Source organism: Pseudomonas sp. GW822-FHT04C11, assembly GCF_058800905.1.
On sequence record NZ_JBXAMS010000003.1, the window covers coordinates 79,694 to 104,021 of the forward strand.

23 protein-coding genes are annotated in these 24,328 nt (G+C 60.4%); 11 read left to right on the plus strand and 12 right to left on the minus strand.

The features are described 5' to 3' along the window. Positions 1–183 precede the first annotated feature (183 nt). Positions 184–1,263 carry an AlgP family protein gene (locus tag AC1RJ3_RS05905; protein ID WP_493077923.1) on the plus strand — a complete coding sequence of 360 codons (1,080 nt, stop codon included), beginning with the start codon at positions 184–186 and terminating at the stop codon, positions 1,261–1,263. Here the strand turns inward: AC1RJ3_RS05905 and AC1RJ3_RS05910 are convergent. Beyond that, a complete protein-coding gene (locus AC1RJ3_RS05910; RefSeq protein ID WP_123581038.1) occupies positions 1,260–1,724 on the minus strand; it encodes a TIGR02444 family protein in 465 nt (154 codons plus the stop codon). The two genes, AC1RJ3_RS05905 and AC1RJ3_RS05910, sit on opposite strands and share 4 nt — an antisense overlap. Positions 1,725–1,774: 50 nt before the next feature. Between AC1RJ3_RS05910 and AC1RJ3_RS05915 the strand changes: the two genes are divergently transcribed. Beyond that, positions 1,775–3,685, plus strand: a complete 1,911-nt coding sequence (locus AC1RJ3_RS05915; protein ID WP_216744323.1) for an ATP-binding cassette domain-containing protein — start codon at positions 1,775–1,777, stop codon at positions 3,683–3,685. Positions 3,686–3,872: 187 nt separating this feature from the next. Then, positions 3,873–4,505 carry a LysE family transporter gene (locus AC1RJ3_RS05920; protein WP_054594598.1) on the plus strand — a complete coding sequence of 211 codons (633 nt, stop codon included), beginning with the start codon at positions 3,873–3,875 and terminating at the stop codon, positions 4,503–4,505. Positions 4,506–4,568: 63 nt separating this feature from the next. Here AC1RJ3_RS05920 and AC1RJ3_RS05925 read toward each other — a convergent pair whose 3' ends face one another. From AC1RJ3_RS05925 to AC1RJ3_RS05940, 4 genes are read right to left on the minus strand one after another with little or no spacing between them, the layout of a single operon-like run. Beyond that, positions 4,569–5,312: a penicillin-binding protein activator LpoB gene (locus tag AC1RJ3_RS05925; protein WP_054594597.1), complete on the minus strand. Its 744-nt coding sequence runs from the start codon at positions 5,310–5,312 to the stop codon at positions 4,569–4,571. Between the two features lie 3 nt (positions 5,313–5,315). After that, positions 5,316–5,903 carry a penicillin-binding protein activator LpoB gene (lpoB, locus tag AC1RJ3_RS05930; RefSeq protein WP_054594596.1) on the minus strand — a complete coding sequence of 196 codons (588 nt, stop codon included), beginning with the start codon at positions 5,901–5,903 and terminating at the stop codon, positions 5,316–5,318. 32 nt (positions 5,904–5,935) lie between these two features. Further along, positions 5,936–6,307, minus strand: coding sequence for a YcfL family putative periplasmic lipoprotein (locus AC1RJ3_RS05935; protein ID WP_347928307.1), 372 nt, complete (start codon positions 6,305–6,307; stop codon positions 5,936–5,938). Positions 6,308–6,320: 13 nt separating this feature from the next. Next, positions 6,321–7,718: a COG3014 family protein gene (locus AC1RJ3_RS05940; protein ID WP_347928306.1), complete on the minus strand. Its 1,398-nt coding sequence runs from the start codon at positions 7,716–7,718 to the stop codon at positions 6,321–6,323. A gap of 308 nt (positions 7,719–8,026) precedes the next feature. Here AC1RJ3_RS05940 and AC1RJ3_RS05945 point away from each other — a divergent pair, with 308 nt between their 5' ends. Together AC1RJ3_RS05945 and AC1RJ3_RS05950 are read left to right on the plus strand one after the other, a co-directional pair. After that, the gene (locus tag AC1RJ3_RS05945) at positions 8,027–9,925 is read left to right on the plus strand and encodes an FTR1 family protein (RefSeq protein ID WP_493077928.1); all 1,899 of its coding nucleotides are present in this window, start codon (positions 8,027–8,029) and stop codon (positions 9,923–9,925) included. 133 nt (positions 9,926–10,058) lie between these two features. Then, positions 10,059–10,514, plus strand: a complete 456-nt coding sequence (locus AC1RJ3_RS05950) for a YaiI/YqxD family protein (RefSeq protein ID WP_493077930.1) — start codon at positions 10,059–10,061, stop codon at positions 10,512–10,514. Positions 10,515–10,555: 41 nt separating this feature from the next. Here AC1RJ3_RS05950 and elbB read toward each other — a convergent pair whose 3' ends face one another. Beyond that, complete coding sequence (gene elbB, locus AC1RJ3_RS05955) at positions 10,556–11,221, minus strand: isoprenoid biosynthesis glyoxalase ElbB (protein WP_347928304.1); 666 nt, start codon at positions 11,219–11,221, stop codon at positions 10,556–10,558. A 115-nt stretch (positions 11,222–11,336) separates the two neighbouring features. On the opposite strand from elbB, the gene AC1RJ3_RS05960 reads away from it, so the two are divergent. Next, positions 11,337–12,572: a sterol desaturase family protein gene (locus AC1RJ3_RS05960; protein WP_493077931.1), complete on the plus strand. Its 1,236-nt coding sequence runs from the start codon at positions 11,337–11,339 to the stop codon at positions 12,570–12,572. Here AC1RJ3_RS05960 and AC1RJ3_RS05965 read toward each other — a convergent pair. Further along, positions 12,553–13,185, minus strand: a complete 633-nt coding sequence (locus AC1RJ3_RS05965) for a DedA family protein (RefSeq protein ID WP_493077932.1) — start codon at positions 13,183–13,185, stop codon at positions 12,553–12,555. The genes AC1RJ3_RS05960 and AC1RJ3_RS05965 overlap by 20 nt on opposite strands. Positions 13,186–13,392: 207 nt before the next feature. Here AC1RJ3_RS05965 and hemB point away from each other — a divergent pair, with 207 nt between their 5' ends. Together hemB and ppk1 are read left to right on the plus strand one after the other, a co-directional pair. After that, on the plus strand, positions 13,393–14,406 hold the full coding sequence (hemB, locus tag AC1RJ3_RS05970; RefSeq protein WP_054594589.1) for a porphobilinogen synthase: 1,014 nt from the start codon (positions 13,393–13,395) through the stop codon (positions 14,404–14,406). An 18-nt stretch (positions 14,407–14,424) separates the two neighbouring features. Next, on the plus strand, positions 14,425–16,638 hold the full coding sequence (gene ppk1 / locus AC1RJ3_RS05975) for a polyphosphate kinase 1 (protein WP_493077934.1): 2,214 nt from the start codon (positions 14,425–14,427) through the stop codon (positions 16,636–16,638). Between the two features lie 106 nt (positions 16,639–16,744). On the opposite strand, the gene ppx is transcribed toward ppk1, so the two are convergent. From ppx to AC1RJ3_RS06000, 5 genes are all read right to left on the minus strand, one after another. Then, positions 16,745–18,247 carry an exopolyphosphatase gene (gene ppx / locus AC1RJ3_RS05980; RefSeq protein ID WP_054594587.1) on the minus strand — a complete coding sequence of 501 codons (1,503 nt, stop codon included), beginning with the start codon at positions 18,245–18,247 and terminating at the stop codon, positions 16,745–16,747. 258 nt (positions 18,248–18,505) lie between these two features. Next, on the minus strand, positions 18,506–19,243 hold the full coding sequence (locus AC1RJ3_RS05985; RefSeq protein WP_493077937.1) for an amino acid ABC transporter ATP-binding protein: 738 nt from the start codon (positions 19,241–19,243) through the stop codon (positions 18,506–18,508). Then, positions 19,230–19,880, minus strand: a complete 651-nt coding sequence (locus tag AC1RJ3_RS05990; RefSeq protein ID WP_019694200.1) for an amino acid ABC transporter permease — start codon at positions 19,878–19,880, stop codon at positions 19,230–19,232. The genes AC1RJ3_RS05985 and AC1RJ3_RS05990 overlap by 14 nt, the downstream gene beginning before the upstream one ends. Continuing rightward, the gene (locus AC1RJ3_RS05995; RefSeq protein ID WP_347928300.1) at positions 19,877–20,545 is read right to left on the minus strand and encodes an amino acid ABC transporter permease; all 669 of its coding nucleotides are present in this window, start codon (positions 20,543–20,545) and stop codon (positions 19,877–19,879) included. Before AC1RJ3_RS05995 ends, AC1RJ3_RS05990 begins: the two co-directional genes overlap by 4 nt. Before the next feature lie 34 nt (positions 20,546–20,579). Next, positions 20,580–21,365: a transporter substrate-binding domain-containing protein gene (locus AC1RJ3_RS06000; RefSeq protein ID WP_427529728.1), complete on the minus strand. Its 786-nt coding sequence runs from the start codon at positions 21,363–21,365 to the stop codon at positions 20,580–20,582. 254 nt (positions 21,366–21,619) lie between these two features. On the opposite strand from AC1RJ3_RS06000, the gene AC1RJ3_RS06005 reads away from it, so the two are divergent. The 3 genes from AC1RJ3_RS06005 (at position 21,620) to rho (ending at position 24,282) form a co-directional block, all read left to right on the plus strand. Continuing rightward, a complete protein-coding gene (locus AC1RJ3_RS06005) occupies positions 21,620–22,324 on the plus strand; it encodes a FadR/GntR family transcriptional regulator (protein WP_493077940.1) in 705 nt (234 codons plus the stop codon). A 120-nt stretch (positions 22,325–22,444) separates the two neighbouring features. After that, positions 22,445–22,774, plus strand: a complete 330-nt coding sequence (gene trxA, locus AC1RJ3_RS06010) for a thioredoxin TrxA (RefSeq protein ID WP_003206727.1) — start codon at positions 22,445–22,447, stop codon at positions 22,772–22,774. A gap of 248 nt (positions 22,775–23,022) precedes the next feature. Beyond that, positions 23,023–24,282: a transcription termination factor Rho gene (gene rho / locus AC1RJ3_RS06015; protein WP_007899384.1), complete on the plus strand. Its 1,260-nt coding sequence runs from the start codon at positions 23,023–23,025 to the stop codon at positions 24,280–24,282. Positions 24,283–24,328: the final 46 nt, after the last annotated feature.

Here is a 24,328-nt window from a genome sequence, read left to right on the forward strand (position 1 = left end):
CCAGCCTGAGATGGGGAGGATTATGCCAGTGAGAATGCTGTGACCGGTGAACTGCTTTTAAGTGTGCGCAGAACATTTTCAAATCGCTGCAACGCCCGGCACTCGATACTGTCAACATGCCCTAGCGGCGGTAGCAGCAGAGGTCTAGTATGAGCCGCACTCACGTCAGCCAGGAGGTAAACCATGTCGGCCAATAAGAAGCCTGTAAATACTCCGTTGCACTTACTCCATCAGCTCTCGGGCAGCTTGCTCGAGCATTTGGAAAACGCTTGTTCCCAAGCCTTGGCTGATGCTGAAAAACTGCTCGCCAAACTGGAAAAGCAGCGCGGAAAAGCACAGGAAAAACTGCACAAATCTCGCACCAAATTGCAGGACGCTGCGGCGGCCGGCAAAGCCAAGGCACAAGCCAAGGCCAAAGATGCGGTTCAAGAACTTGAAGACCTGCTGGACGCGCTCAAGGAGCGTCAGTCCGAGACTCGCAGCTACATTCTGCAACTCAAGCGTGATGCCCAGGAAAGCCTGAAACTGGCCCAGGGTATTGGTCGCGTGAAAGAGGCTGTCGGCAAAACGCTGACCCTGCGTTCGGCCAAGCCAGCCGCCGCTGCTGGCACCACGAAAAAACCGGCTGCCAAACCGGTAGCTGCCAAGGCGCCGGCCAAGGCTCCAGCGAAAGCCGCCGCCAAACCTGCAGCGAAAAAACCAGTCGCTGCCAGTGCTGCCAAACCGGCTGCCAAACCGACCGCTGCCAAACCAGCTGCCGCTAAACCAGCAGCCAAACCGGCTGCTAAAACTGCCGCCGCCAAACCTGCCGCAGCGAAACCAGCTGCAAAAACTGCTGCCAAACCAGCAGCCAAAACCGCTGCGGTGAAACCGGCTGCCAAGCCAGCTGCTAAACCGGTTGCTGCAAAACCTGCCGCCAAGCCAGCGGCCAAAACCGCAGCTGCCAAAGCGCCGGCCAAGCCCGCAGCTAAACCCGCCGTCGCTGCCAAGCCAGCAACGTCCAGCGCTGCCAAACCGGCTGCTGCGAAACCTGCAACGTCTGCTGCCAAACCAGCAGCCAAGCCGGCGGTGAAAAAGCCAGTCGTGGCCAAACCTGCCGCCGCAAAACCAGCTGCAGCAAAACCGGCGACCGCACCAGCGGCTGCCAAGCCTGCGACGCCTGCACCGGCGGCTTCACCTGCTCCATCCGCAAGCACGCCAGCCGCTTCGCCTGCACCGGCAGCGGCTGCAAGCACTGCCAGCACCCCGACCAGCGCTTCCTAAGTGCCGGTCACTGCGACGCGCAGCTGATTCAGCGCGTCGCGGTTCAGGTTGGCGGCGCTCGCCGCCAACCCTTCCAGCCACACGGCAAGGTCTTTGGCTTGACCCTGCGGCCATGCTTGCGCCGCATTTTCCAGACGCAACAACAGTTGCCGCTCCGCTTCCAGCTCCAGAGCTTTGACTTGCGTGCGTAACGTATTCAGTTCCTCGTCGTCGAGGGCAGCGGCTTTCCATTGCGTGCGCAGTTGTCGAAGCGGTTGCACGACTTCCGCATGCCATGGCCCTGCCAGGTGCTGGAGGTGTTGCAGGCGTTGTGCATTGCATCTCACGCCGCGCTGTCCGAGCCAGGCGGCGCACAACAACAGGCAAACGTCGGCGCCGGCTGCTTGCAGCTTCAGGCAGGCGTCCTCAACACCCGCTCGGGTGTAGAGGGTCAGGGAAAAGCTCCACAGGTCAGAGGACATAGTGCTACTCGCGCCAGTTGCGAGCGAAGCTGGTAGACTCCGCCGCCATTATGATTCGACTTCAGAACCTGACTTTACAACGTGGCCCGCAACGTCTGCTAGAAGACGCCGAGCTGACCCTGCACGCCGGTCACAAAGCCGGCCTGATCGGTGCCAACGGCGCCGGCAAATCCAGCCTGTTCGCCTTGATCCGGGGCGAACTGCACCCGGACTCGGGTGACTGCTTCCTGCCGGCCGACTGGCGCATCGCCCACATGCGCCAGGAGATCGAGACGCTCGAACGCCTGGCGGTCGACTACGTGCTCGATGGCGACCTGCGCCTGCGTGAGGTGCAACGCGACCTCGCCGCCGCCGAAGCCGCCCATGACGGTGCCGCGCAGGCGCGTCTGCACGCAGAACTCGACAGCGCCGACGGGTACACCGCCGATGCCCGGGCGCGCAAGTTGCTTGCGGGTCTGGGGTTCACCAACGAACAGATGGATCGTCAGGTCGGAGATTTCTCCGGTGGCTGGCGGATGCGCCTGAACCTGGCGCAGGCGCTGATGTGCCCGTCGGACCTGTTGCTGCTCGACGAACCGACCAACCACTTGGACCTCGACGCGATTATCTGGCTGGAAGAGTGGCTCAAGAGCTACCCTGGCACCTTGCTGCTGATTTCCCACGACCGCGATTTCCTCGACGCCGTGGTCGATCACGTGGCTCACGTCGACCAGCGCAAGATTACCCTCTATCGCGGTGGCTACTCGGCGTTTGAGCGTGCCCGTGCCGAACGTCTGGCCCAGCAACAACAGGCCTACGAGAAGCAACAGGCGCAACGTGCGCACATGGAAAGCTACATCGCCCGCTTCAAGGCCCAGGCCACCAAGGCCCGTCAGGCCCAGAGCCGGATCAAGGCGCTGGAGCGGATGGAGGAGCTGTCCGCCGCCCACGTCGATTCGCCGTTCGACTTCGTCTTTCGCGAGTCGGTGAAGATTTCCAGCCCATTGATCGACCTCTCCGACGCCCGTCTGGGTTATGGCGAGCGAGCCGTGCTGGAGAAGGTCAAGCTGCAACTGATTCCTGGCGCACGGATCGGTTTGCTCGGCCCCAACGGTGCCGGTAAATCGACCCTGATCAAAAACCTTGCCGGTGAACTCGAACCGTTGTCCGGCCGCTTGACCCGTGGCGAAAACACTGTGGTCGGCTACTTTGCCCAGCATCAGCTGGATTCGCTGGATTCCAAGGCCAGCCCGTTGCTGCATTTGCAGCGTCTGGCGCCGACTGAACGCGAGCAGACCCTGCGCGACTTCCTCGGCGGTTTCGACTTCCGCGGTGCGCGGATCGACGAGCCGGTGCTGAATTTCTCCGGTGGTGAAAAGGCCCGTCTGGCACTGGCGTTGATCGCCTGGGGCCGGCCAAACCTGTTGCTGCTCGACGAACCGACCAACCACCTGGACCTGGAAATGCGCCTGGCGCTGACCATGGCCCTGCAGGAATTCAGTGGCGCAGTGCTGGTGGTCTCCCACGATCGTCATCTGCTCAAAAGCACCACGGATAACTTCTACCTGGTGGCCGACGGCAAGGTCGAAGAGTTCGACGGCGATCTGGAAGACTACGCCCGTTGGCTGGTCGATTATCGCCAGCGCAATGCGCCGGTGAACAACTCGCCGGTCAATCCGGACAAGACCGACAAGAAAGCCCAGCGTCAGGCTGCTGCTGCGTTGCGTCAGCAACTGGCGCCGCACAAGCGCGAGGCCGACAAGCTCGAAGCCGAGTTGGGCAAGTTGCACGAGAAGCTGGCGAAGATCGAAACCAGCCTCGGCGACAGCGCCGTCTACGAAGCCGCCCGCAAGGACGAGTTGCGTGATCTGCTGGCCGAACAGGCCAAGCTGAAAGTGCGCGAAGCCGAGCTTGAAGAAACCTGGATGGAAGCCCTGGAACTGCTCGAAAGCATGCAGGCAGAGCTGGAAGCGCTGTCCTGATAGCGGCCTGCCAGCGTTCGGTATGACGCTGGCGCGGCAGCGAAGCGTTGTCGAGCAGCTTCGGAAAATAAGCCGGGCTGCCGCTAACGCTGGTCGGCAGGGCCATTTTTCTGCAAAAAAACGATAGTCATTCACAGGCCAGCGCATTAGCTTAGACGTCTATAACGAGTCTGAGTCGAGGTGTGTGATGGTGCTTGAGACATGGCTGGCGTTTTTTGCCGCCTGTTGGGTGATCAGTCTTTCCCCGGGCGCCGGTGCTATTGCGTCGATGTCCTGTGGTTTGCAATACGGTTTCTGGCGCGGCTACTGGAACGCCCTTGGCCTGCAACTGGGGCTGGCGATGCAGATTGCGATTGTCGCCGCCGGTGTGGGCGCGATCCTCGCCGCATCGGCCACGGCCTTCTACGCGATCAAATGGTTTGGCGTGGCGTACCTGGTGTATCTGGCGGTCAAGCAATGGCGCGCACTGCCCAGCAACATGAGCGATGACGCGGCCATTCGGCAGATCGGCAAACCGCTGGCGCTGTTGTTTCGCGGGTTCCTGGTGAATGTCAGCAACCCTAAAGCGCTGGTATTCATGCTGGCGGTGCTGCCGCAGTTCATCGACCCGCACGCGCCGTTGGTGGCGCAGTACCTGATCCTGGGCATAACGATGATCTGCGTGGACCTGATCGTGATGGCCGGCTATACCGGCCTCGCTTCCAAGGTACTGCGACTGCTGCGCACACCCAAGCAACAACGACGGATGAACCGTACGTTTGCCGGCCTGTTCATTGGTGCGGCCGGGCTGCTGGCGACCATTCGCAGAGCAGCGGTATAACACCCGCAACGCACAAAAAAGGCGACCTCAAGAGGTCGCCTTTTTCGTTCCCGCGAATGTTACTCAGCGCAGAATAACCGGCGCCGTATCCTGCGGCAGGTTATTGCGCAGCGGTGCTTGCCCCGGCTGTTGCTGAACGCCGCGACCGAGTTGCTCGGCCAACTGACGGGCCACATCCTCACCCAGCGACTTGGACACATCACGTACCACCCGTGGGCGATTCAGCGACACTTTGACATCGTTGCCGTTGACCAGCTTGGTGTCCTGGCCTTCACCCATGGCGGTGAACGCCGAGGTGATTTCAAACGTCCGGGTATTGATCAGGCTGAAGTCCGCCACCAGGTTCAGGCCGAGAATCGCCGAGTAGCTGTCGGTGTTGGCCAGCGAGGTGATGTCGCGGGTGAAGTCGATATCCGACAGGGTGCCGAACAACACATAGTCGGCGCCCTTGTAGTTACCGGCCTTGATCCGCTTGATCACGTCGTAGACGTCTTCCTTGGACTTGGCCGTGTACGGCGTGCCCTGCACCAGCTGGAACATCCCGGACTTGAGAATCTCGCCCTTGATGTCGCCGGTGAACTTGCGAAGCTCGCCTTGCTCGATATAGCTGCTGCTGGCCTCGACCTCGTTGTAGCTCGACGAGCCGCTGGCGTGGTACATGCCCGCCTGCATGTTGCTCTGAGCAGAGACGATGTGGATGTACTGCTCCACCCGCTCTTGGTAGGCGAGGTCGGTGACCGCGATTTTCGGGGCCGCCTGCGCGCCAAACGCGCAGGCCAGGGCCATGATGCCAATCCATGCACGCATTGCTTAACGCTCCGTGGTTTTGCGGATCTCTTTCTCGTCCATCCACTCGGCCAGGCCGCTTTCAACGTCGATCAGTTGCAGGCTGAACTTGTAGAAAACGTCCTTGTAATCGCTGCTGCGCTTGACGATCGAGCTGATCGAACCTTCAAGACGGTATTTGGCGGCGATCATGTTGCCGGTCTTGGCCACGGTGCCTTTCTTGTACAGGCCGCTCTGGTTTTGCAGCTTGAGCTGGTCAACCTGGCTCTGCATCGCGGTGTTGTCGCTGGCAAAACGGGCGGTACCGGACTTCATCAGTTGAGTCTTGATGCTGGTGGTGATTTCGCGGGTATCGATGTATTCGCTGGTCTTGTTCTTCACGTCGTAGACCTGCACGACCGGGCGGCCCTGCAAGATGCCGGACTGGGCCAGGGAACGGGTCATGGACTCGGCGATCATCTGCAGGTCAGTGGAACCGAACTCGTTGGTCACCAGCTCCACAGCCTTGCTGTCGCCGTAACCGATGTTTTTCCCGCCCAGGACCGGCGAGTTGTTGGCGCAGCCGCTGGCCAGAAGGGCGACCACGGCGAGGAACGAAAAGCGTGCAAACATGGGAGTGTCTCTCTGTCACGAAATAGGGGGGCTTAAGGAGTTTTGACTTCAAGGCGGAAGTCGGTGGCCTTGGGCACAGGCGCGATGGCTGGCAGGAACGTGGCCTGCGCGGCATACAGGTTCAGGGTTTTCCAGCTTTCTTCATCGGCCACCGGGAAGCCGTCATCGCCCAGCCAGACGAAGCGGTAGTACATCGTCATGTTGGTGTGGCTGGTGTTGTTCAGCGCGACCTTGACGGTCAGGAAACCGTTTTCACGGGCGACCCGCATCGCGCCTATGGCGATGTTGTTGAACTTGTTCATCACCACGACTGTGCTCGCGGCACTGCCGGGCGCAGGTGGCGGCGGGGTGGCGCAACCGGCCAGCAGAGCCAGGGTGGCGACAGTAATCAGTTTGAAACGCATGGAGAAGCTCCGCTTAAGGTTGTTTGACGCTGGCCACGACTTGCGGGGTGGCGCTAGGGATCACGTGGGCGGCGGCGCCACTGGCGAACACCTGATTGCCCACCGTACGCAGGCTGATCACCTGGAAGCGCTGATCGACCTTGACCGTGATTCGCGAACCGCCCAGAGCGTTTGGCAGGCTCAGTTGATGCTCGCCTTTGGCCAGGCGTAGGCGCACCACCTGGGTGTTGTCGGGCAGGGTGCGCCAGGTGCGGGTATCCGCGCCCTCCATCACCGCCGACGAAATACCCACGGCCAGACCGGCCAGTGGATTGGTCTCGTTGATCTTCTTTTGCGCCACAGCGCGAGTTATCGCGCGGACGGTGGTGCGCAGGATGATCCCGGGCATATCGTCACGCAGTGCGCGACGGGACATGGCCGTAGTGCTGTTGAGCTGGGTCAGGTTCTGTTGCTGGCCGTCGACGCCGATCTGCGCGTAAGTCACGGTCGAGGTGTCAGGCTTGATCACCGGGAATGACAACGGCGTGATCACCACGTTGTTGCTGATCGGCAGTGGCAGCGGGATGCGAATCGAGTCGCGGGCTGGCGCGAGGCCGCTTTGCACGACGATCAGGATGTCGCTTTCTTCGCTTTTGCCAGCCGGCTTGTCCAGGTTCAGCAGCGCTTGTTCGAGCAACGGCGTGTTGGGGCGCAGTTCGGCGGCTTTGCGATAGCCCGGCGCGGCCAGGTCTTTTTCACCCAGGGCTTCGTAGACGAAACCGGCCAGGTAATGACTGAATGCGCTCTGATAGCTGTTCTTCAGGCCGACCACTTCAGGCGCGTCGAGACTCGCCACCGGGTAACCCTGCAGGTCCTTGTACTGAGTCTTGACGCCTTGCTTCTCGGCCTCGTCCTCGCGCTTGAGGTATTCCTTGTCGCGCAGTTCGGCGATCACCGCTTCACGTTCGTGGGTTTTCTTGATTTCGGTACGGGCACCGTCGAAATCGTTCACCGCCAGCAGGTTCAAGGCCATTTGCGTGGTCAGCATGACTTTTTCGTAGTCATAGCCTTCGTAGCGGCGGACCTTGTCATTGACCAGAAAGCTGCCGAACTGGGTCAGGTATTTGTCGGTGTCCAGCTTGACCGACTCTTCCCAGGTACCGACGACCTGGTCCGCGCTTCTCCAGGCGGTCTGGCTGCCGGTCAGGTCACCCTTGGCGCGCAGCAGTTCACCTTTCTCGAAGTAATAGAGCAGGTCCTTGTTTTCACCTGTGTTGTTCTTTTCCAGCAGTGTCAGTGCGGCGTCGACGTGACCGCTGGCCAACTGCTGGTTGGTTTGCTGCAGTTCTGTGTCGTAGCTGCGAAAGGCCGAACAACCGGCAAGCAAAGTGACTGCGCTGAGCGCGATCGAGGTGAGGGCGCGGGATGCCATGAGTACTTCTTCCCTGAGTTTAAACAGCCGAGCGTGCTGGTCGGGCTGGGTGAACCAATCGACAGGGAAAATGGCTTTCCATGCCAAATCCTCATAAAAAGAGGAGCTTAAATGCCCGATCGCAATAACGAGGGCGCGGCATTATAAGCGCGGATACTGGCTATGTGATGGCTTTTTAATTTCATTTTTTCTATTGGTGCCACCATCCGGGAGGTGTCCGAATCCTCAAACTGTGGACGACAAAGCTTGAGCGGAAAGCATTGAGAGTGAACAATGTGTTACTTCGTATTATCAATTGAGATTCATTCATGACTGCCCCGTCCCGTTTCCTGGCCTGGCTGGTGTTCCCTTTGTTTGCCCTGTGCAGTTTCAACCTGCTGGCCGACACGCTGGAAGGTGCGCCACAGGCACTGCATTTACTCGATTACATCGGTGCCGATTATCCGGCGACCGTGGAGGCGGGCCAGGTCATCGATGACGGCGAATACCGCGAACAGCTGGAGTTTCTTGGCGTTTTGCAGGGGCTGATCGTTGCGCTGCCGGCCAAACCCGAGCGAGCGGAAATTGAGCAGGGCGTGAGCAATCTGCGCAACGCGGTGACCCAGCGTCAGGACGGTGCGGAGGTGGCCCGACAAGCGCGGCAATTGGGCGCGAAACTGGCGGTGGCGTATGAAGTCAGTCAGGCACCGATCATTACCCCGGATCCCACGCGCGGTGCGCCGTTGTACGCGCAGCACTGCTCGGTGTGCCATGGCGACGCCGGTGCCGGTGATGGTCCTGCAGGTGTTGGCCTGACGCCGCCACCGGCCAATCTGCGTGATGCCACGCGGCTCGACCGCCTGAGCCTGTACGCGATCTACAGCACGTTGGGGCAGGGCATCGAAGGCACGGACATGCCAGCCTTCGCCGATCAACTCGACGAGCGTCAGCGCTGGGATCTGGCGACCTACATCGCCGCGTTCAGCGCCGATCCGGCTGCGGCCAAAAGTGAAAAGAACTTCAACCTTGCCGACCTTGCCCGGCAGACCCCGATGGAAGTGCTGGCGGCCGAAGGCCCTCAGGCAGCCGCCACGTTCCGCGCCCAGCGCGCCCAACCGCCGCAGGTCAAGCGTGGCCCGGCGCAGTTGCTCGATTACACCGCCGCGACCCTCGACAAGAGCCTGGCCGCTTACCGTGCCGGCGAGCGCGAGCAGGCTTATGACCTCTCGGTAGCGGCGTACCTGGAGGGCTTCGAACTGGTCGAAAGCTCGCTGGACAACGTCAACACCGTAGTGCGCAAAGACACTGAAAAATCCCTGATGGCTTACCGTCAGTCGTTGCAGGACGGGCTGCCGATCGAGCAAGTCGAGCAACGGCTGGCGTTTGCCAAAACCAAGCTGAAGGAGTCCGCGGACCTGCTGGGCAGCGATGGTTTGAGCTGGTCGCTGAGCTATGTCTCCGGCTTGCTGATTCTGTTGCGCGAAGGGCTGGAAGCGATTCTGGTCCTGGCTGCGGTGCTGGCGTTCTTGCGCAACACCGGTCAGCAGTCGGTGATTCGCAGCGTCAACATCGGTTGGGGATTGGCACTGGTGGCCGGTCTGGCGACCTGGGCGCTGGCGGCGTACGTGATCGATGTCAGCGGTGCCCAGCGCGAGTTGCTGGAAGGCTGCACCGCATTGTTTGCCAGTGTCATGGTGCTCTGGCTCGGGGTGTGGATGCACGACCGTCGCCACGCGGCGGCCTGGCAGGATTACATCAAGAGCAGCCTGGTCAGCGGCGGTGGGCGTTTCGGGTTTGCCGCGCTGGCGTTTTTCTCGGTCTACCGCGAGCTGTTCGAAGTGGTGCTGTTTTACGAAACCCTGTGGCTGCAAGCCGGCCCGGCCGGGCATAACGCGGTATTGGCAGGTGGCGCCACGGCGCTGGTGCTGTTGATTGGTCTGGCCTGGGTGATCCTGCGCGGTTCGGCGAAACTGCCGCTGGCGCTGTTCTTCGGGATCAACGCCGGTTTGCTCTGCGCGTTGTCGGTGGTGTTCGCCGGGCATGGCGTCAAGGCCTTGCAGGAGGCCGGGATCTTCGGCACTCGTCCGGTGCCATTCTTTGACTTCGACTGGTTGGGGATTCACGCTGACGCTTATTCGCTGGGTGCGCAGGCGGTGGCGATTCTGGCGATTGTCGTGCTGTATAGCCGTAGTCGCATGGCGGAGAAGCGGCGGGTGCAAGTGTCTTAACCGTATTCGCTGCGCTCATTATCGCGGGCAAGCCTTGCTCCTACGGATTCGTGTCGTTCACGTGTTTGTGGCACGACAGGAAACCCTGTAGGAGCAAGGCTTGCCCGCGATGCTTTTGAAAGAGGTAAACACAATGCGTGTCTGGATCGATGCCGACGCCTGCCCTCGGGCAGCCAAGGACCTGGTGGTGAAGTTTGCGCTCAAGCGCCAGTTTGAGGTGGTGATGGTGGCCGGGCAGCCGCAGATCAAGCCGGGCCTGGCCCTGGTGAAGTTGATCGTGGTGCCGAGCGGCCCGGATGCCGCCGACGATTACCTGGTGGAGCACGCAATCCCGGGTGAGTTGGTGATTTGCAGCGATGTACCGCTGGCCGACCGCTTGGTGAAGAAAGGCGTTGCCGCGCTGGATCCGCGGGGCAAGGAGTTCGATGCGCAGAACATGGGCGATCGGTTGGCGGTGCGTAACCTGTTCACCGACCTGCGCGAGCAGGGCCAAATGGGGGGCGGGCCAGCGCCGTTTGGCGATCGCGAGAAGCAGGCGTTCGCCAATGCGCTGGACCGGATCATCACCCGGCTATCCCGAAAACCCTGACAAGCCCCCTCGCCACAAAGCTCTCGACTGTCAGAGAAGGTTTACGCATTCTCGTGAGTCAGTTCCAGTACCCGATCAACCAGCTTGTTGATCCCTGAAGCCGCTTCGCTGATCGATTGCGCCAGCATATAGGCCGGAGTGCTGACCAGTTTGCGTGCCTTGTCTTCGATGATCTCGCCGACGGCGCAATCGACATGGGTCGCGCCCATACGGGTCATGGCGGCGGCGGTGTCGGCGTCGTTGCCGATGGTGCAGGTCACGCCCGGGCCGTAGATTTTCGCCGCCAACGCCGGCGAGATGCAGATCAGGCCAACCGGTTTGCCGGCTTCGGCAAAGGCTTCGGCCAGCGCCAGGACATCTGGCTGAATGCTGCAACCGGCGCCTTCGATGGCGAAGTTGGACAGGTTCTTCGCCGCACCAAAACCACCGGGCACGATCAACGCATCGAAGTCTTCGGCGTTGGCCTCGCGCAGGTCTTTCACTTGCCCGCGGGCAATGCGCGCCGACTCCACCAGCACGTTGCGCGACTCGGGCATTTCTTTGCCCGTCAGGTGGTTGATCACATGCAATTGCGCGATATCAGGGGCGAAACACTGCACCTGCGCGCCGCGTTGGTCGAGGCGCAGCAGGGTCATCACGCTTTCATGGATCTCGGCGCCGTCATACACGCCACAGCCGGAAAGTATCACTGCAACTTTTTTGCTCATGGGTTCTTCTCCAGTTTCATGGCGTTAAATGTCCACTAATTTGTCACTCGTTGCCATAGGGTTATTTCACGGCTACACCTAGGATCAGTCATCACCATTGCGATCAGGTCGCGTCATGGACTTCATTCTGTATGCGGTGCCGTTTTTCTTCGTGTTGATTGCCATCGAGCTGCTGGCGGATCGTTGGCGCGGGGTGCGTAATTATCGCCTGGCCGATGCGATCAACAGCCTCAGCACCGGCGTGTTGTCGACCACCACCGGCCTGCTGACCAAAGGTGTGGGGCTGGTGACGTACGCGTTCGCGCTGAAGCATCTGGCGTTGTTCGAGCTGTCGGCCGAGAGCATTTGGGTCTGGGTGTTCGCCTTTGTCCTCTATGACTTCTGCTACTACTGGCTGCACCGCATGGGGCATGAGCGCAACATCCTTTGGGCGGCGCATTCGGTGCATCACCAAAGCGAGGACTACAACCTCTCCACGGCGTTGCGCCAGACCAGCACCGGGTTCCTGCTGAGCTGGATTTTCTACCTGCCGATGGCGGTACTCGGCGTGCCGCTGCTGGTGTTCGTCAGCGTCGCGGCGCTGAACCTGTTGTATCAATTCTGGGTTCACACCAAACACATCCCCAAGCTCGGCTGGTTCGAATGGTTCTTCGTCACGCCCTCCAACCATCGGGCTCACCATGCGCAGAACGCGCTCTACATGGATCGCAACTACGGTGGGGTGTTCATTATCTGGGATCGGCTGTTTGGCTCGTTCCAGGAAGAGGACGACAACGAACCGGTGATTTTTGGCGTGACCACACCGTTGGCGAGCTGGAACCCGTTGTGGGCGAACGTGCAGTTCTATGCGCAGTTATGGGCCGATGCACGACGCGCCGAACGCTGGTGGGACAAGCTGCGAATATGGTTCATGCGCACCGGTTGGCGGCCGGCGGACGTGGCGGCGAAGTACCCGATGAACAAGCCGGACCTGAGTCAGTTCCGCAAATTCGAGGTGCCGCTGGATGGGCGACAGCAGGTGTATATCGCGCTGCAGTTTTGCTTGTACATCGCGCTGGGCAGCTACCTGATGAATCTGCAGCGAAGCTTGCCAGCTGCGGCCCTGGTGTTGGGTTGGGGGGCGGTGGCGCTGGGTTTGTTTGTGCTGGGCGTGGCGCTGGAGAATCGCCCACAGGCGTTGAAGCTGGAGTTGCTGCGGCTGGCGCTGAACCTGCCGCTGGTCTGGCTGGCGCCGCTGGTCGGGCTATGGCCGGCCAGCGCGGTGGGCTGGATCGGCCTGCTCAGTTACAGCCTGCTCAGCGGCATCGGTCTCTACTGCTGCAAAAACCGCATCACTCGACTGGCGTCGTAGGTTCGCTGCTCTTGGCCTCTTCAGCTTGCAGGAGCTGATCGTCTTCGTAGATCTGCTTGGCGAGGCGAGCATTCTTGAAACGCCGGCGCAGCCAGAGGCAGAAGCCCAGCACCAGCAGGGCGCCGAGTACCCACAGTTCGTACTTCTTGACGCTGCCGAGCATGCCTTCGAGCACCGCGCCAAAGTGGTAAGCGGCAGCCGCCAGGGCGCTGGCCCAGATCGCTGCACCAATACCATTGAGTATCAGGTAGCGTCCCGGCGGGTAACCCGACAGGCCGATGGCCACGGGCATTACCGTGCGCAGGCCGTAGACGAAGCGAAAGCTCAGCACCCAGATGTCCGGGTGCTTGCGGATATGCTCCAGCGCCCGATCACCCATCAGTTGCCAGCGTGGTTTGCGCGCCAGCAGTTTGCGGCCGTGCTTGCGCCCCAGGAAGTACCACAGCTGATCGCCGGCGTAACTGCCGAAGAACGCCACGATTACCACCAGGTTGATGTCCATGTATCCGCGGAACGCGAGGAAGCCTGCGAGTACCAGAATGGTTTCGCCTTCGAAGAACGTCCCGAGGAAAAGGGCAAAGTAGCCGAAGTCATGCAGAAATTGTTGGAGCATTGTCTGGGTGCTGGCGAAATGAACGCGCAGCCTAACCCTTCAGGCACATTCAGGAAAGTGTCGAAATGTGTCTCGACGTGAACATTTCCTACAAGGACAATGGTTGCGACTACAGGTCGCAGGGGTGCACATAACTGTAATGTGTTGGTCATAATGACCGCTTATAACTGTCACGCTCGCCCGTCAGCGCGGGCTCAGGAGTCTGCCGTGAGCTTTACCCCCGCCAATCGTTTGTTTCCTGCAACCCGCCTGCGTCGCAACCGTCGTGATGAATTTTCTCGTCGTCTGGTCCGTGAAAACGTCCTGACCACCAATGACCTGATTCTTCCGGTCTTCGTGCTCGACGGCGAAAACCGTCGCGAAGCGGTTACCTCGATGCCAGGTGTCGAACGCCTGACGATCGACCTGTTGCTTGAAGAAGCGGCCCGGTGGGTCGAGCTGGGCATTCCAGCCGTGGCGCTGTTCCCGGTGACCCCGGCCGAACTCAAATCCCTCGACGCTGCCGAGGCGTGGAACCCGGAGGGTATCGCCCAGCGTGCCACCCGTGCCCTGCGTGCACGCTTCCCGGAGCTGGGGGTGATTACCGACGTAGCGCTGGACCCGTTCACCACCCACGGTCAGGACGGTATTCTGGATGAAGAAGGGTATGTGCAGAACGACGTCACCGTCGATGCGCTGGTCAAACAGGCCTTGTCCCACGCCGCTGCCGGTGCGCAGGTGGTGGCTCCGTCGGACATGATGGACGGCCGCATCCAGGCGATTCGTGAAGCGCTGGAGCTGGCCGGTCACGTCAACGTGCGGATCATGGCTTACTCGGCCAAGTACGCCAGCGCCTATTACGGTCCGTTCCGCGATGCGGTGGGTTCGGCGCTGAACCTGGGCAAGGCCAACAAGGCGTCCTATCAAATGGACCCGGCCAACGGCAACGAAGCCCTGCACGAAGTGGCGGCGGACTTGTCAGAAGGCGCGGATATGGTCATGGTCAAACCAGGCATGCCGTACCTGGACATCCTTTACCGGGTCAAAGAAGAATTTAAAGTGCCGACCTTTGTCTATCAGGTCAGCGGTGAGTACGCGATGCACATGGCAGCAATCCAGAATGGCTGGCTGAGCGAAGGGGTTATTCTAGAGTCCCTGACCGCTTTTAAACGCGCTGGAGCTGATGGCATCCTGACTTACTTTGCCGTACGTGCCGCTCAATTGTTACGAGAGCAACAATAGCCCTCCCAGGAACATCCGATGAATACCGAAGGACTTACTGAAGTTGCCGTAAAAGAAGCTCAACCCCTGGTTGAGCCTGTCGTCGAAATCGAGCCTGCCCCGCCCGCGGTGGTGGTAGCCGAAGCTGCACCGGTGGCGCCGGCAGTCGCGATTCCGGGTCTGGATGACAGCAGCCTGTACATCCATCGCGAACTGTCGCAACTGCAGTTCAACATCCGCGTGCTGGAGCAGGCGCTGGATGAGTCCTATCCCTTGCTGGAACGGCTGAAGTTTTTGCTGATCTTCTCCAGCAACCTGGACGAGTTCTTCGAGATTCGTGTTGCCGGGCTCAAGAAACAGATCACTTTCGCCCGTGAACAAGCCGGTGCCGACGGCTTGCAACCGCATCAGGCGCTGGCGCGCATCAGCGATCTGGTGCACGGTCACGTCGATCGCCAATACGCGATCCTTAACGACATCCTGCTGCCGGAACTGGAAAAACATCAGGTCCGCTTCATTCGTCGCCGCTACTGGACCACCAAACTCAAGACCTGGGTGCGCCGCTATTTCCGCGACGAGATCGCGCCGATCATCACCCCGATCGGTCTCGACCCGACGCACCCGTTCCCGTTGCTGGTGAACAAGAGCCTGAACTTCATCGTCGAACTCGAAGGTATCGATGCGTTCGGTCGCGATTCCGGTCTGGCGATCATCCCGGCCCCGCGTTTGCTGCCGCGTGTGATCAAGGTGCCGGAAGAAGTCGGTGGCACCGGCGACAACTATGTGTTCCTGTCGTCGATGATCCACGCTCACGCCGACGACCTGTTCCAGGGCATGAAGGTCAAGGGCTGCTACCAGTTCCGCCTGACCCGAAACGCAGACCTGGCGGTCGACACCGAAGACGTCGAAGACCTGGCCCGCGCGCTGCGCGGTGAGCTGTTCTCCCGTCGCTACGGTGACGCGGTGCGTCTGGAAGTCGCGGACACCTGCCCGAAACACCTGTCCGACTACCTGCTCAAGCAGTTCAACCTGAGCGAGACCGAGCTGTATCAGGTCAACGGTCCGGTCAACCTGACGCGGCTGTTCAGCATCACCGGCCTGGACAGTCACCCGGAGCTGCAATACACGCCGTTCACCCCGCAGATCCCGAAACTGCTGCAGAACAGCGAGAACATTTTCAGCGTGATCAGCAAGCAGGACATTCTGCTGCTGCACCCGTTCGAGTCCTTCACTCCGGTGGTCGATTTGCTGCGCCAGGCGGCCAAGGACCCGCACGTGTTGGCGGTCCGCCAGACCCTTTACCGCAGCGGCGCCAACTCGGAAATCGTCGACGCCCTGGTCGACGCAGCGCGTAACGGCAAGGAGGTCACCGCGGTGATCGAATTGCGTGCGCGGTTCGACGAAGAGTCCAACCTGCAACTGGCCAGCCGCCTGCAAGCGGCCGGCGCGGTGGTGATCTACGGCGTGGTGGGCTTCAAGACCCACGCCAAGATGATGCTGATCCTGCGCCGCGAGGCTGGCGAGATTGTCCGCTACGCCCACTTGGGCACCGGCAACTACCACGCCGCCAACGCCCGCCTTTACACCGACTACAGCCTGCTGACGTCCGACGACGCCTTGTGCGAAGACGTCGGCAAACTGTTCAGCCAGTTGATCGGCATGGGTAAAACCCTGCGCATGAAAAAACTGCTGCATGCGCCGTTCACGCTGAAGAAGGGCATGCTCGACATGATTGCCCGGGAAACCCAGTTCGCCCTTGATGGCAAACCGGCGCACATCATCGCCAAGTTCAACTCGCTGACCGACCCGAAGGTTATCCGCGCGTTGTACAAAGCCAGTCAGTCGGGGGTGCGGATCGATCTGGTGATACGCGGCATGTGCTGCCTGCGGCCGGGTATCGCCGGGGTTTCGCACAACATCCACGTGCGCTCGATCATCGGTCGCTTCCTGGAACACACGCGGGTCTTCTACTTCCTCAACGGCGGTGAAGAGCAGATGTTCCTGTCGAGTGCCGACTGGATGGAGCGCAACCTCGATAAACGCGTCGAGACCTGCTTCCCGGTGGAAGGCAAGAAGCTGATTACCCGGGTCAAGAAAGAGCTGGAGCTTTACCTCACCGATAACACCCACAGCTGGAGCCTGCAGCCGGACGGCCGTTACATCCGCAACACACCGACCGGCAACCAGAACCCGCGCAGCGCCCAGGCAACCTTGCTGGAGCGTTTGGGTAGCCCGATTCTGACTGTTAGTTAACGCCGTAGGAGCACGGCTTGCCGGCGATGGCGATCTCACAGACGCCATCGTCGGAACGCCCCCCGCACCAAGCCATGCTCCTACGGGATCGTGTTTTAACGGGCCTTTAGCGAACGTTAAGCACGAAGTTGACGCGGGTCAGCCATTCCGCTTCCAGCGCGAAGTCGGCCTGGGTCAGCTGGTTTTCGTCCAGCCAGTTCTCCGGGAACAACACATCCAGGGTATCGCCGTTGGCTTGCAACGTGACCTGCGGCATCTTTTGGGTGCCACGGATGTGATGGAACAGAATCGCGAAGCGCAGCAGCACGCAGAGGCGAATCAGCTTGATGCCGTCATCGCCGAACTCGGCAAACCTGTCCTTGGGAATATTGCGGCGGTGGCCGCGTACCAACAGCGCCAGCATCAGCTGGTCTTCACGTGAAAAACCGGCCAGATCGGAGTGTTCGATCAGGTAGGCGCCGTGCTTGTGGAATTGATAGTGGGCGATATCCAGCCCGACTTCGTGGACCTTGGCGGCCCAGCCCAGCAAGTCGCGCCAGACGCCGTCATTCAGGTCCCAGTCATCGGCCACCTGATCGAATGCGTGAAGTGCTTTGCGTTCGACGCGGTCGGCCTGTCCCACGTCGACGTGGTAACGCTCCATGAGCGAGCTGAGGGTGCGCTCGCGGACGTCTTCGTGGTGATGACGGCCCAGCAGGTCATAGAGCACGCCTTCACGCAGGGCGCCTTCACAGTGATCCATGCGTTGCAGTTCGAGAGCGTCGAAGATCGCTTCGAGAATCGCCAGGCCAGCCGGGAAAATTGCCCGGCGATCCGGTTTGATGCCTTCGAAATCGATTTTTTCAACGTCACCGAGTTTGATCAGCTTGCGCTTGAGCCAGGACAGACCTTCGGCATTGACCTCGCCAGTCCCGTGGCCACCCGCCTTCAGCGCCAGACCAATGGCACGGATGGTGCCCGAGGAGCCGATCGCTTCATCCCAGGTCAGGCGGTGCAGGGCGTGCTCGATGCTCATGATCTCCAGCCGCGCCGCCGTGTAGGCCTGGGCGTAACGGGCCGGGGTGATCTTGCCGTCGCGGAAATAGCGCTGGGTGTAGCTGACGCAGCCCATTTGCAGGCTTTCGCGCAGCAGCGGCTCGAAGCGCTGGCCGATGATGAATTCGGTACTGCCACCGCCGATGTCGGCCACCAGACGCTTGCCCGGTGTGTCGGCGAGGGTGTGGGAGACGCCAAGGTAGATCAGGCGGGCTTCTTCACGACCGGAGATGACTTCTACCGGGTGACCGAGGATTTCTTCGGCGCGGCGGATGAATTCGCCACGGTTGCGCGCCTCACGCAGGGCGTTGGTGCCGACGATCCGCACGGCGCCCGGTGGCATGCCGTTGATCAGTTGGGCAAAGCGCTTCAGGCAATCGAGCCCGCGCTGCATGGATTCTTCGGTAAGTTGGCGCTCTTCGTCGATCCCCGCGGCCAACTGAACCTTCTCGCCAAGCCGCTCGAGAATACGGATTTCATTGTGCAGGGCCTTGGCCACGACCATATGAAAGCTGTTCGAGCCCAGGTCTATAGCGGCGATCAGGGACAGATTTTTGGCTTGGGATTGAGGCATGGTGAGGGGGTCTCGGTCGATAACCTCGACATCCTGCCACGATCAACCGCTGCCGCCAACGCGCACGAATTAAAGCATTGATATGAGGCACGAAACTCGGTGGCTCGAGCGTCTATCCCCTGTGGCGAGGGAGCTTGCTCCCGCTGGAGCGCGAAGCGGTCCTCAATGGTGGGCCCGATTTCTACCAGGCAGACCGCATCTGCAGGCCTTACGACTGCTGCGCAGTCGAGCGGGAGCAAGCTCCCTCGCCACAAGGCTTCAGGCAGTCGCCTCAACGGTGCCAATGAAATTCGCCAGCTCTGCCGTCTGCGGATTGGCAAACAACACTTTCGGATCGCCCACCTCATGCACCTTGCCCTGGTGCATGAACACCAGTTTGTCGCCGACTTCACGGGCGAAGCGCATTTCGTGGGTGACCATGATCAGCGTCATTCCGTCCCTGGCCAGTTGCCGGACCACGCTCAGCACCTCGTTGACCAGCTCGGGATCAAGTGCCGAGGTGATTTCGTCGCACAGCAGCACTTTCGGCGACATTGCCAGGGCCCGGGCAATCGCAACACGCTGTTGCTGGCCGCCGGACAGTCGATCCGGGAACGCATCGAATTTCTCCGCGAGCCCGACCCGCTCCAGCATCTGTCGCGCCAGTTCGGCGGCTTTGGTCTTGGAGACTTTCTGCACCACCTGCGGCGCGAGCATGACGTTTTCGCCCACCGTCAGGTGCGGGAACAGGTTGAATTGCTGAAACACCATGCCGACCTTCTGCCGCAGGCTACGCAGGTCGGCGCGGGCGGCGTCGAGGTATTCGCCGTCGACTTCGATCACCCCGTCGTTGATCGACTCCAGGCCGTTCAAGGTGCGCAGCAGGGTCGATTTCCCCGAGCCGCTACGCCCGATGATCGCCACCACCTGGCCTTCGTTGACGCTCAGGTCGATGCCTTTGAGCACATGGTGATCGCCGTAATATTTATGCAGGGCGGAAATTCTAAGCAGAGGCATGCAGTCTCCTTTCCAGGTAGCGGGCACTGAGGGACAACGGGTAGCAGAGCAGGAAGTAACCGAGCGCCACGAGGCCGTAGACCATGAAGGGTTCGAAGGTTGCGTTGGCGAGCATGCCGCCGGTTTTGGTGAGTTCGGTGAAGCCGATGATCGAGGTCACCGCCGTGCCCTTGACCACCTGCACCGAGAAGCCCACGGTCGGTGCCACGGCAATGCGCAGGGCTTGCGGCAGGATCACGTAGCGCAGTTGTTCAAAAGGATTGAGCGCCAGGCTCGCCGACGCTTCCCACTGCCCGTTGGCGATCGAGTCGACGCAGCCGCGCCAGATCTCCGCCAGGTAAGCGCTGGTAAACAGCGTCAAGGCAATCGCCGCCGCCAGCCACGGCGAAATCTCGATCCCCAGCAGCGCTACGCCGAAAAACACCAGGAACAGCTGCATCAGCAGTGGTGTGCCCTGGAACAGCTCAATGTAGGTACGGGCGAAGCCTCGTGGCAGGGCGTTTTTCGAGATACGCAGGGTCATGATCAGCAAGCCGATCAGCCCGCCCCCGATAAACGCCACCAGCGACAGCGCCAGGGTCCATTGCAGGCCGGTGAGCAGGTTGCGGACGATGTCCCAGAAGGTGAAATCGCTCATTGGTCGTTCCTCGCAATGTAGCGTCGCCCAATCCAGTTCAGTAGCTGGCGGATCAACAAGGCCATGCACAGGTAGACCAGCGTGGTCAGGGCGTAGGTTTCGAAGGCGCGGAAGTTGCGCGACTGAATGAAGTTGGCGGCAAAACTCAGCTCTTGCGTGGCGATCTGTGAGCACACTGCCGAACCGAGCATGACGATGATGATCTGGCTGCTCAGGGCCGGCCAGACTTTGCCCAGCGCCGGCAGCAGCACCACATGGCGAAACGCTTCGAAGCGGCTCATCGCCAACGCCGCCGCAGCTTCCAGCTGGCCACGCGGAATCGCTTGAATGCCCGCGCGAATGATTTCCGTCGAATAGGCGCCGAGGTTGATCACCATCGCCAGCACTGCCGCCTGCCATTCGGAAATTTGCAGGCCCAGCGACGGCAAGCCGAAGAAGATGAAGAACAGTTGCACCAGAAACGGTGTGTTGCGGATCAACTCGACGTAAACCCCGAAAATCCCGGCAAACGGACGGATGTTCCACGCCCGCACCACCGCGCCGACAATCCCCAGGCTCACCCCGAGCAGTGCGCCGATGGCCGTCAGCTCAAGGGTGAACAGCGCACCGCGCAGCAGCAGGTCGGTGTTCTGCACCACCGGTAAAAAGTCGAACTGATAGGCCATGGACAGTTTCCTCGATTAAGCGCCGTCGCGACGATCAGAGATCGGCCGGCAGCGGCTGCTTGAGCCAGGTTTGAGCGTTTTTCTCCAGGCTGCCATCGGTCCTGGCGGTGGTCAGGATCTGGTTGACCTTGTCCAGCAGCGCCGGCTCGTTCTTGTTCACGCCGACGTAGACCGGCGAATCCTTGAGCTTCAGTTTCAGCGCCGGAATGCGTTTCGGGTTGCGCTCACTGATGGTCACCATCACCACATTGCCGCTGGCGATCAGGTCGACTTGCCCTGCGAGGTAAGCGGCGACAGTCGAGTTGTTGTCTTCGAAGCGCTTGATGGTCACGCCTTGCGGAGCCACGGCAGTCAACTCGATGTCTTCGATCGCGCCGCGGGTGACGCTGACGGTTTTACCCTTGAGGTCATCCAGGCCATTGATGGCGACGTCCGGCGGGCCGAACACTGCGAGATAGAAGGGCGCGTAGGCGCGGGAGAAGTCGATGACCTTCTCGCGCTCAGGGTTTTTGCCGAGGCTGGAGATCACCAGGTCGACCTTGCCGGTGGTCAGGAACGGAATGCGGTTGGTGCTGTTGACCGGCGTCAGTTCGAGTTTGACCTTGAGCTGGTCGGCCAGCAGTTTGGCGGTGTCGATGTCCAGGCCGCGGGGTTTCATGTCGGGGCCCACCGAGCCAAACGGCGGGAAGTCCTGAGGCACGGCGACCTTGAGCGTGCCGCGTTTGACCACATCCTCCAGGCCGTCGGCATGGGCGGGGAGCTGACAGAGCATCAGGCTGGCGAACAGGGCAGTGAGCAGGGCGCTGCAACGCTGGGTCATGGCAAATCTCCGGATTCGGCTAGTGATTTCTGCGAATCGACAGAGCACAGGCCATGCCAACCCTCGGCGAAATGCCTGTAAGGCCACGGATTTACTGGTGTTGGTCGGTCTTACTGGTCTGAACAGTTGCTGATGTTTTCGCACCTTGATCGGGCATCGCGCAAAGCGCTCGAACCCCCGTGGGGCACGACTTGCCTGACTCGGCGATTAGCTTTACAACTAGCCGCTCACTGGTCTGGCTCGTCTGAAAAACCATGAATTCGATCTCCCGCGCCGTACCCGAAGTGGCGCTGCACGCCATCCGTAAACTGATTGCCGAACAAGGTTTCGGGCCGGGGGACGTGCTGCCTTCGCAGCGCGACCTGGCACTGCAACTGGGCGTGAGTCGGGCGTCGCTGCGTGAGGCGTTGTCATCCTTGAGTGCCTTGGGAGTGATCAGCGTGCAGCCCGGTAAAGGGGTCTTTGTTCAGGCAGTCGAGCCATCCCCGGCGGTATCGGGAGTCAGTTGGCCGTTCGCGGCTCAAGCCTCGCCTGTGGATATCTTTCAGCTGCGCTATGCCCTGGAAGGTTTTGCGGCGGGGTTGGCGGCGGTGACATTGAGCGCCGATGAGCTCGATGCCCTTGAGGATAACGTCGCCGCGATGCGCGACGAGTTGCGTGCCGGGGACTTCGACGCAGCGGCGCGGCTGGACTTCGAATTTCATCGACGAATCCTGCTGGCCAGTGGTAATCAGGCGATGTTGAGCATTCTGACGGCGAGTGCCGAGCTCTTTCTGGAGAGCCAGAAACTACCGTTTATCCGGGCCGAACGGGCCATGGAAACCTGGCAGGAACACCGCAAGATCCTCCGAGCGCTGGCCCGCCGGGCTTCGGGGGGCGCGCAGAAGGCTATGCAGGAGCACGTGCGCAACGCGGCCTTGCGCACTGGAATCTCCTTCGTGACCCCCGCCACGGCGTGACTTGAGCTATACCCAAACTCATGCACCACCATAGCGAGACTCAATCATCTGCGGCTTCCTGAACGAGGGAAGGGCGGCTATGATGGGCCACGTTTTTTTGCTTACAACCTGGAGACTTCCATGAGCAGCGATCTTATCAAACACGTTAGCGACGCTAGCTTCGAAGCTGACGTACTCAAGGCCGAAGGTGCTGTACTGGTCGACTACTGGGCTGAGTGGTGTGGCCCATGCAAGATGATCGCTCCGGTTCTGGACGAAATCGCTGAAACCTACAAAGGTAAGCTGACCGTTGCCAAGCTGAACATCGACGAAAACCAGGAAACCCCGGCCAAGCACGGCGTACGTGGTATCCCGACCCTGATGCTGTTCAAGAACGGCAACGTCGAAGCGACCAAGGTCGGCGCGCTGTCGAAGTCGCAACTGGCTGCCTTCCTCGACGCCAACATTTAAGCGTTGTTGCAAGCGTCATCCAAAAAGCCCCGCAAATAGCGGGGCTTTTTCGTTATTCAGGGCTAGACGCTCCGAAACTCAGGTGTTACATTCGGCCCCGCACTGGTTTCTCCAGCGCCCCCTGCAAGCCGTCGCCGACGCTCTCCTTTTCGAATAAGTACGCGATCCTGTCGCCTTCTCTGCGGCGCGGCCTCATTAAGCCAAAAGCTTAATTTCCCCCCCTCCATAAATGATTACGTCATTCCTATATGAATCTGACTGAACTCAAGCAAAAGCCGATTACCGAACTGCTCGAATTGGCCGAACAGATGGGCATAGAAAATATGGCCCGTTCGCGCAAGCAGGATGTGATTTTCTCCTTGCTGAAAAAGCACGCGAAAAGCGGCGAGGAAATCTCCGGTGATGGCGTGCTGGAGATTCTCCAGGACGGCTTCGGCTTTCTCCGCTCTGCAGACGCCTCCTATCTTGCCGGCCCAGACGATATCTACGTCTCGCCGAGCCAGATCCGTCGCTTCAACTTGCGCACCGGTGACACCATCGTTGGCAAGATCCGTCCTCCAAAGGAAGGCGAGCGTTATTTCGCACTGCTCAAGGTCGACACGATCAATTACGATCGTCCCGAGAACGCGAAAAACAAGATTCTCTTCGAGAACCTGACCCCGCTGTTCCCGACCGTGCGCATGAAGATGGAAGCCGGTAACGGTTCCACCGAAGACCTCACCGGTCGTGTCATCGACCTGTGCGCCCCGATCGGTAAAGGCCAGCGCGGTCTGATCGTTGCTCCGCCAAAAGCGGGCAAGACGATCATGCTGCAGAACATCGCTGCCAACATCGCTCGTAACAACCCTGAAGTTCATCTGATCGTGCTGCTGATCGACGAACGTCCGGAAGAAGTAACCGAAATGCAGCGCACCGTGCGCGGCGAAGTGGTTGCCTCGACGTTCGACGAGCCGCCAACCCGCCACGTGCAGGTTGCCGAAATGGTGATCGAGAAGGCCAAGCGCCTGGTTGAACACAAGAAAGACGTGGTCATCCTGCTCGACTCCATCACCCGTCTGGCACGTGCCTACAATACTGTGATCCCGAGCTCCGGCAAGGTCCTCACCGGTGGTGTCGATGCCCACGCCCTGGAGAAACCAAAGCGTTTCTTCGGTGCCGCACGGAACATCGAAGAAGGCGGCTCGCTGACCATCATCGCTACCGCGCTGGTTGAAACCGGCTCGAAGATGGACGAAGTGATCTACGAAGAATTCAAGGGCACCGGCAACATGGAACTGCCTCTGGATCGCAAGATCGCTGAAAAGCGCGTCTTCCCGGCGATCAACATCAACCGCTCCGGCACCCGCCGCGAAGAGTTGCTGACTGCCGACGACGAGTTGCAGCGCATGTGGATCCTGCGCAAGCTGCTGCATCCTATGGATGAAGTGTCTGCCATCGAGTTCCTGGTCGACAAGCTGAAACAGACCAAGACCAACGATGAGTTCTTCCTGTCGATGAAACGCAAGTAAGTCGATCAGGCCAGCAAAAGCCGGGGAAACCCGGCTTTTTGCTATC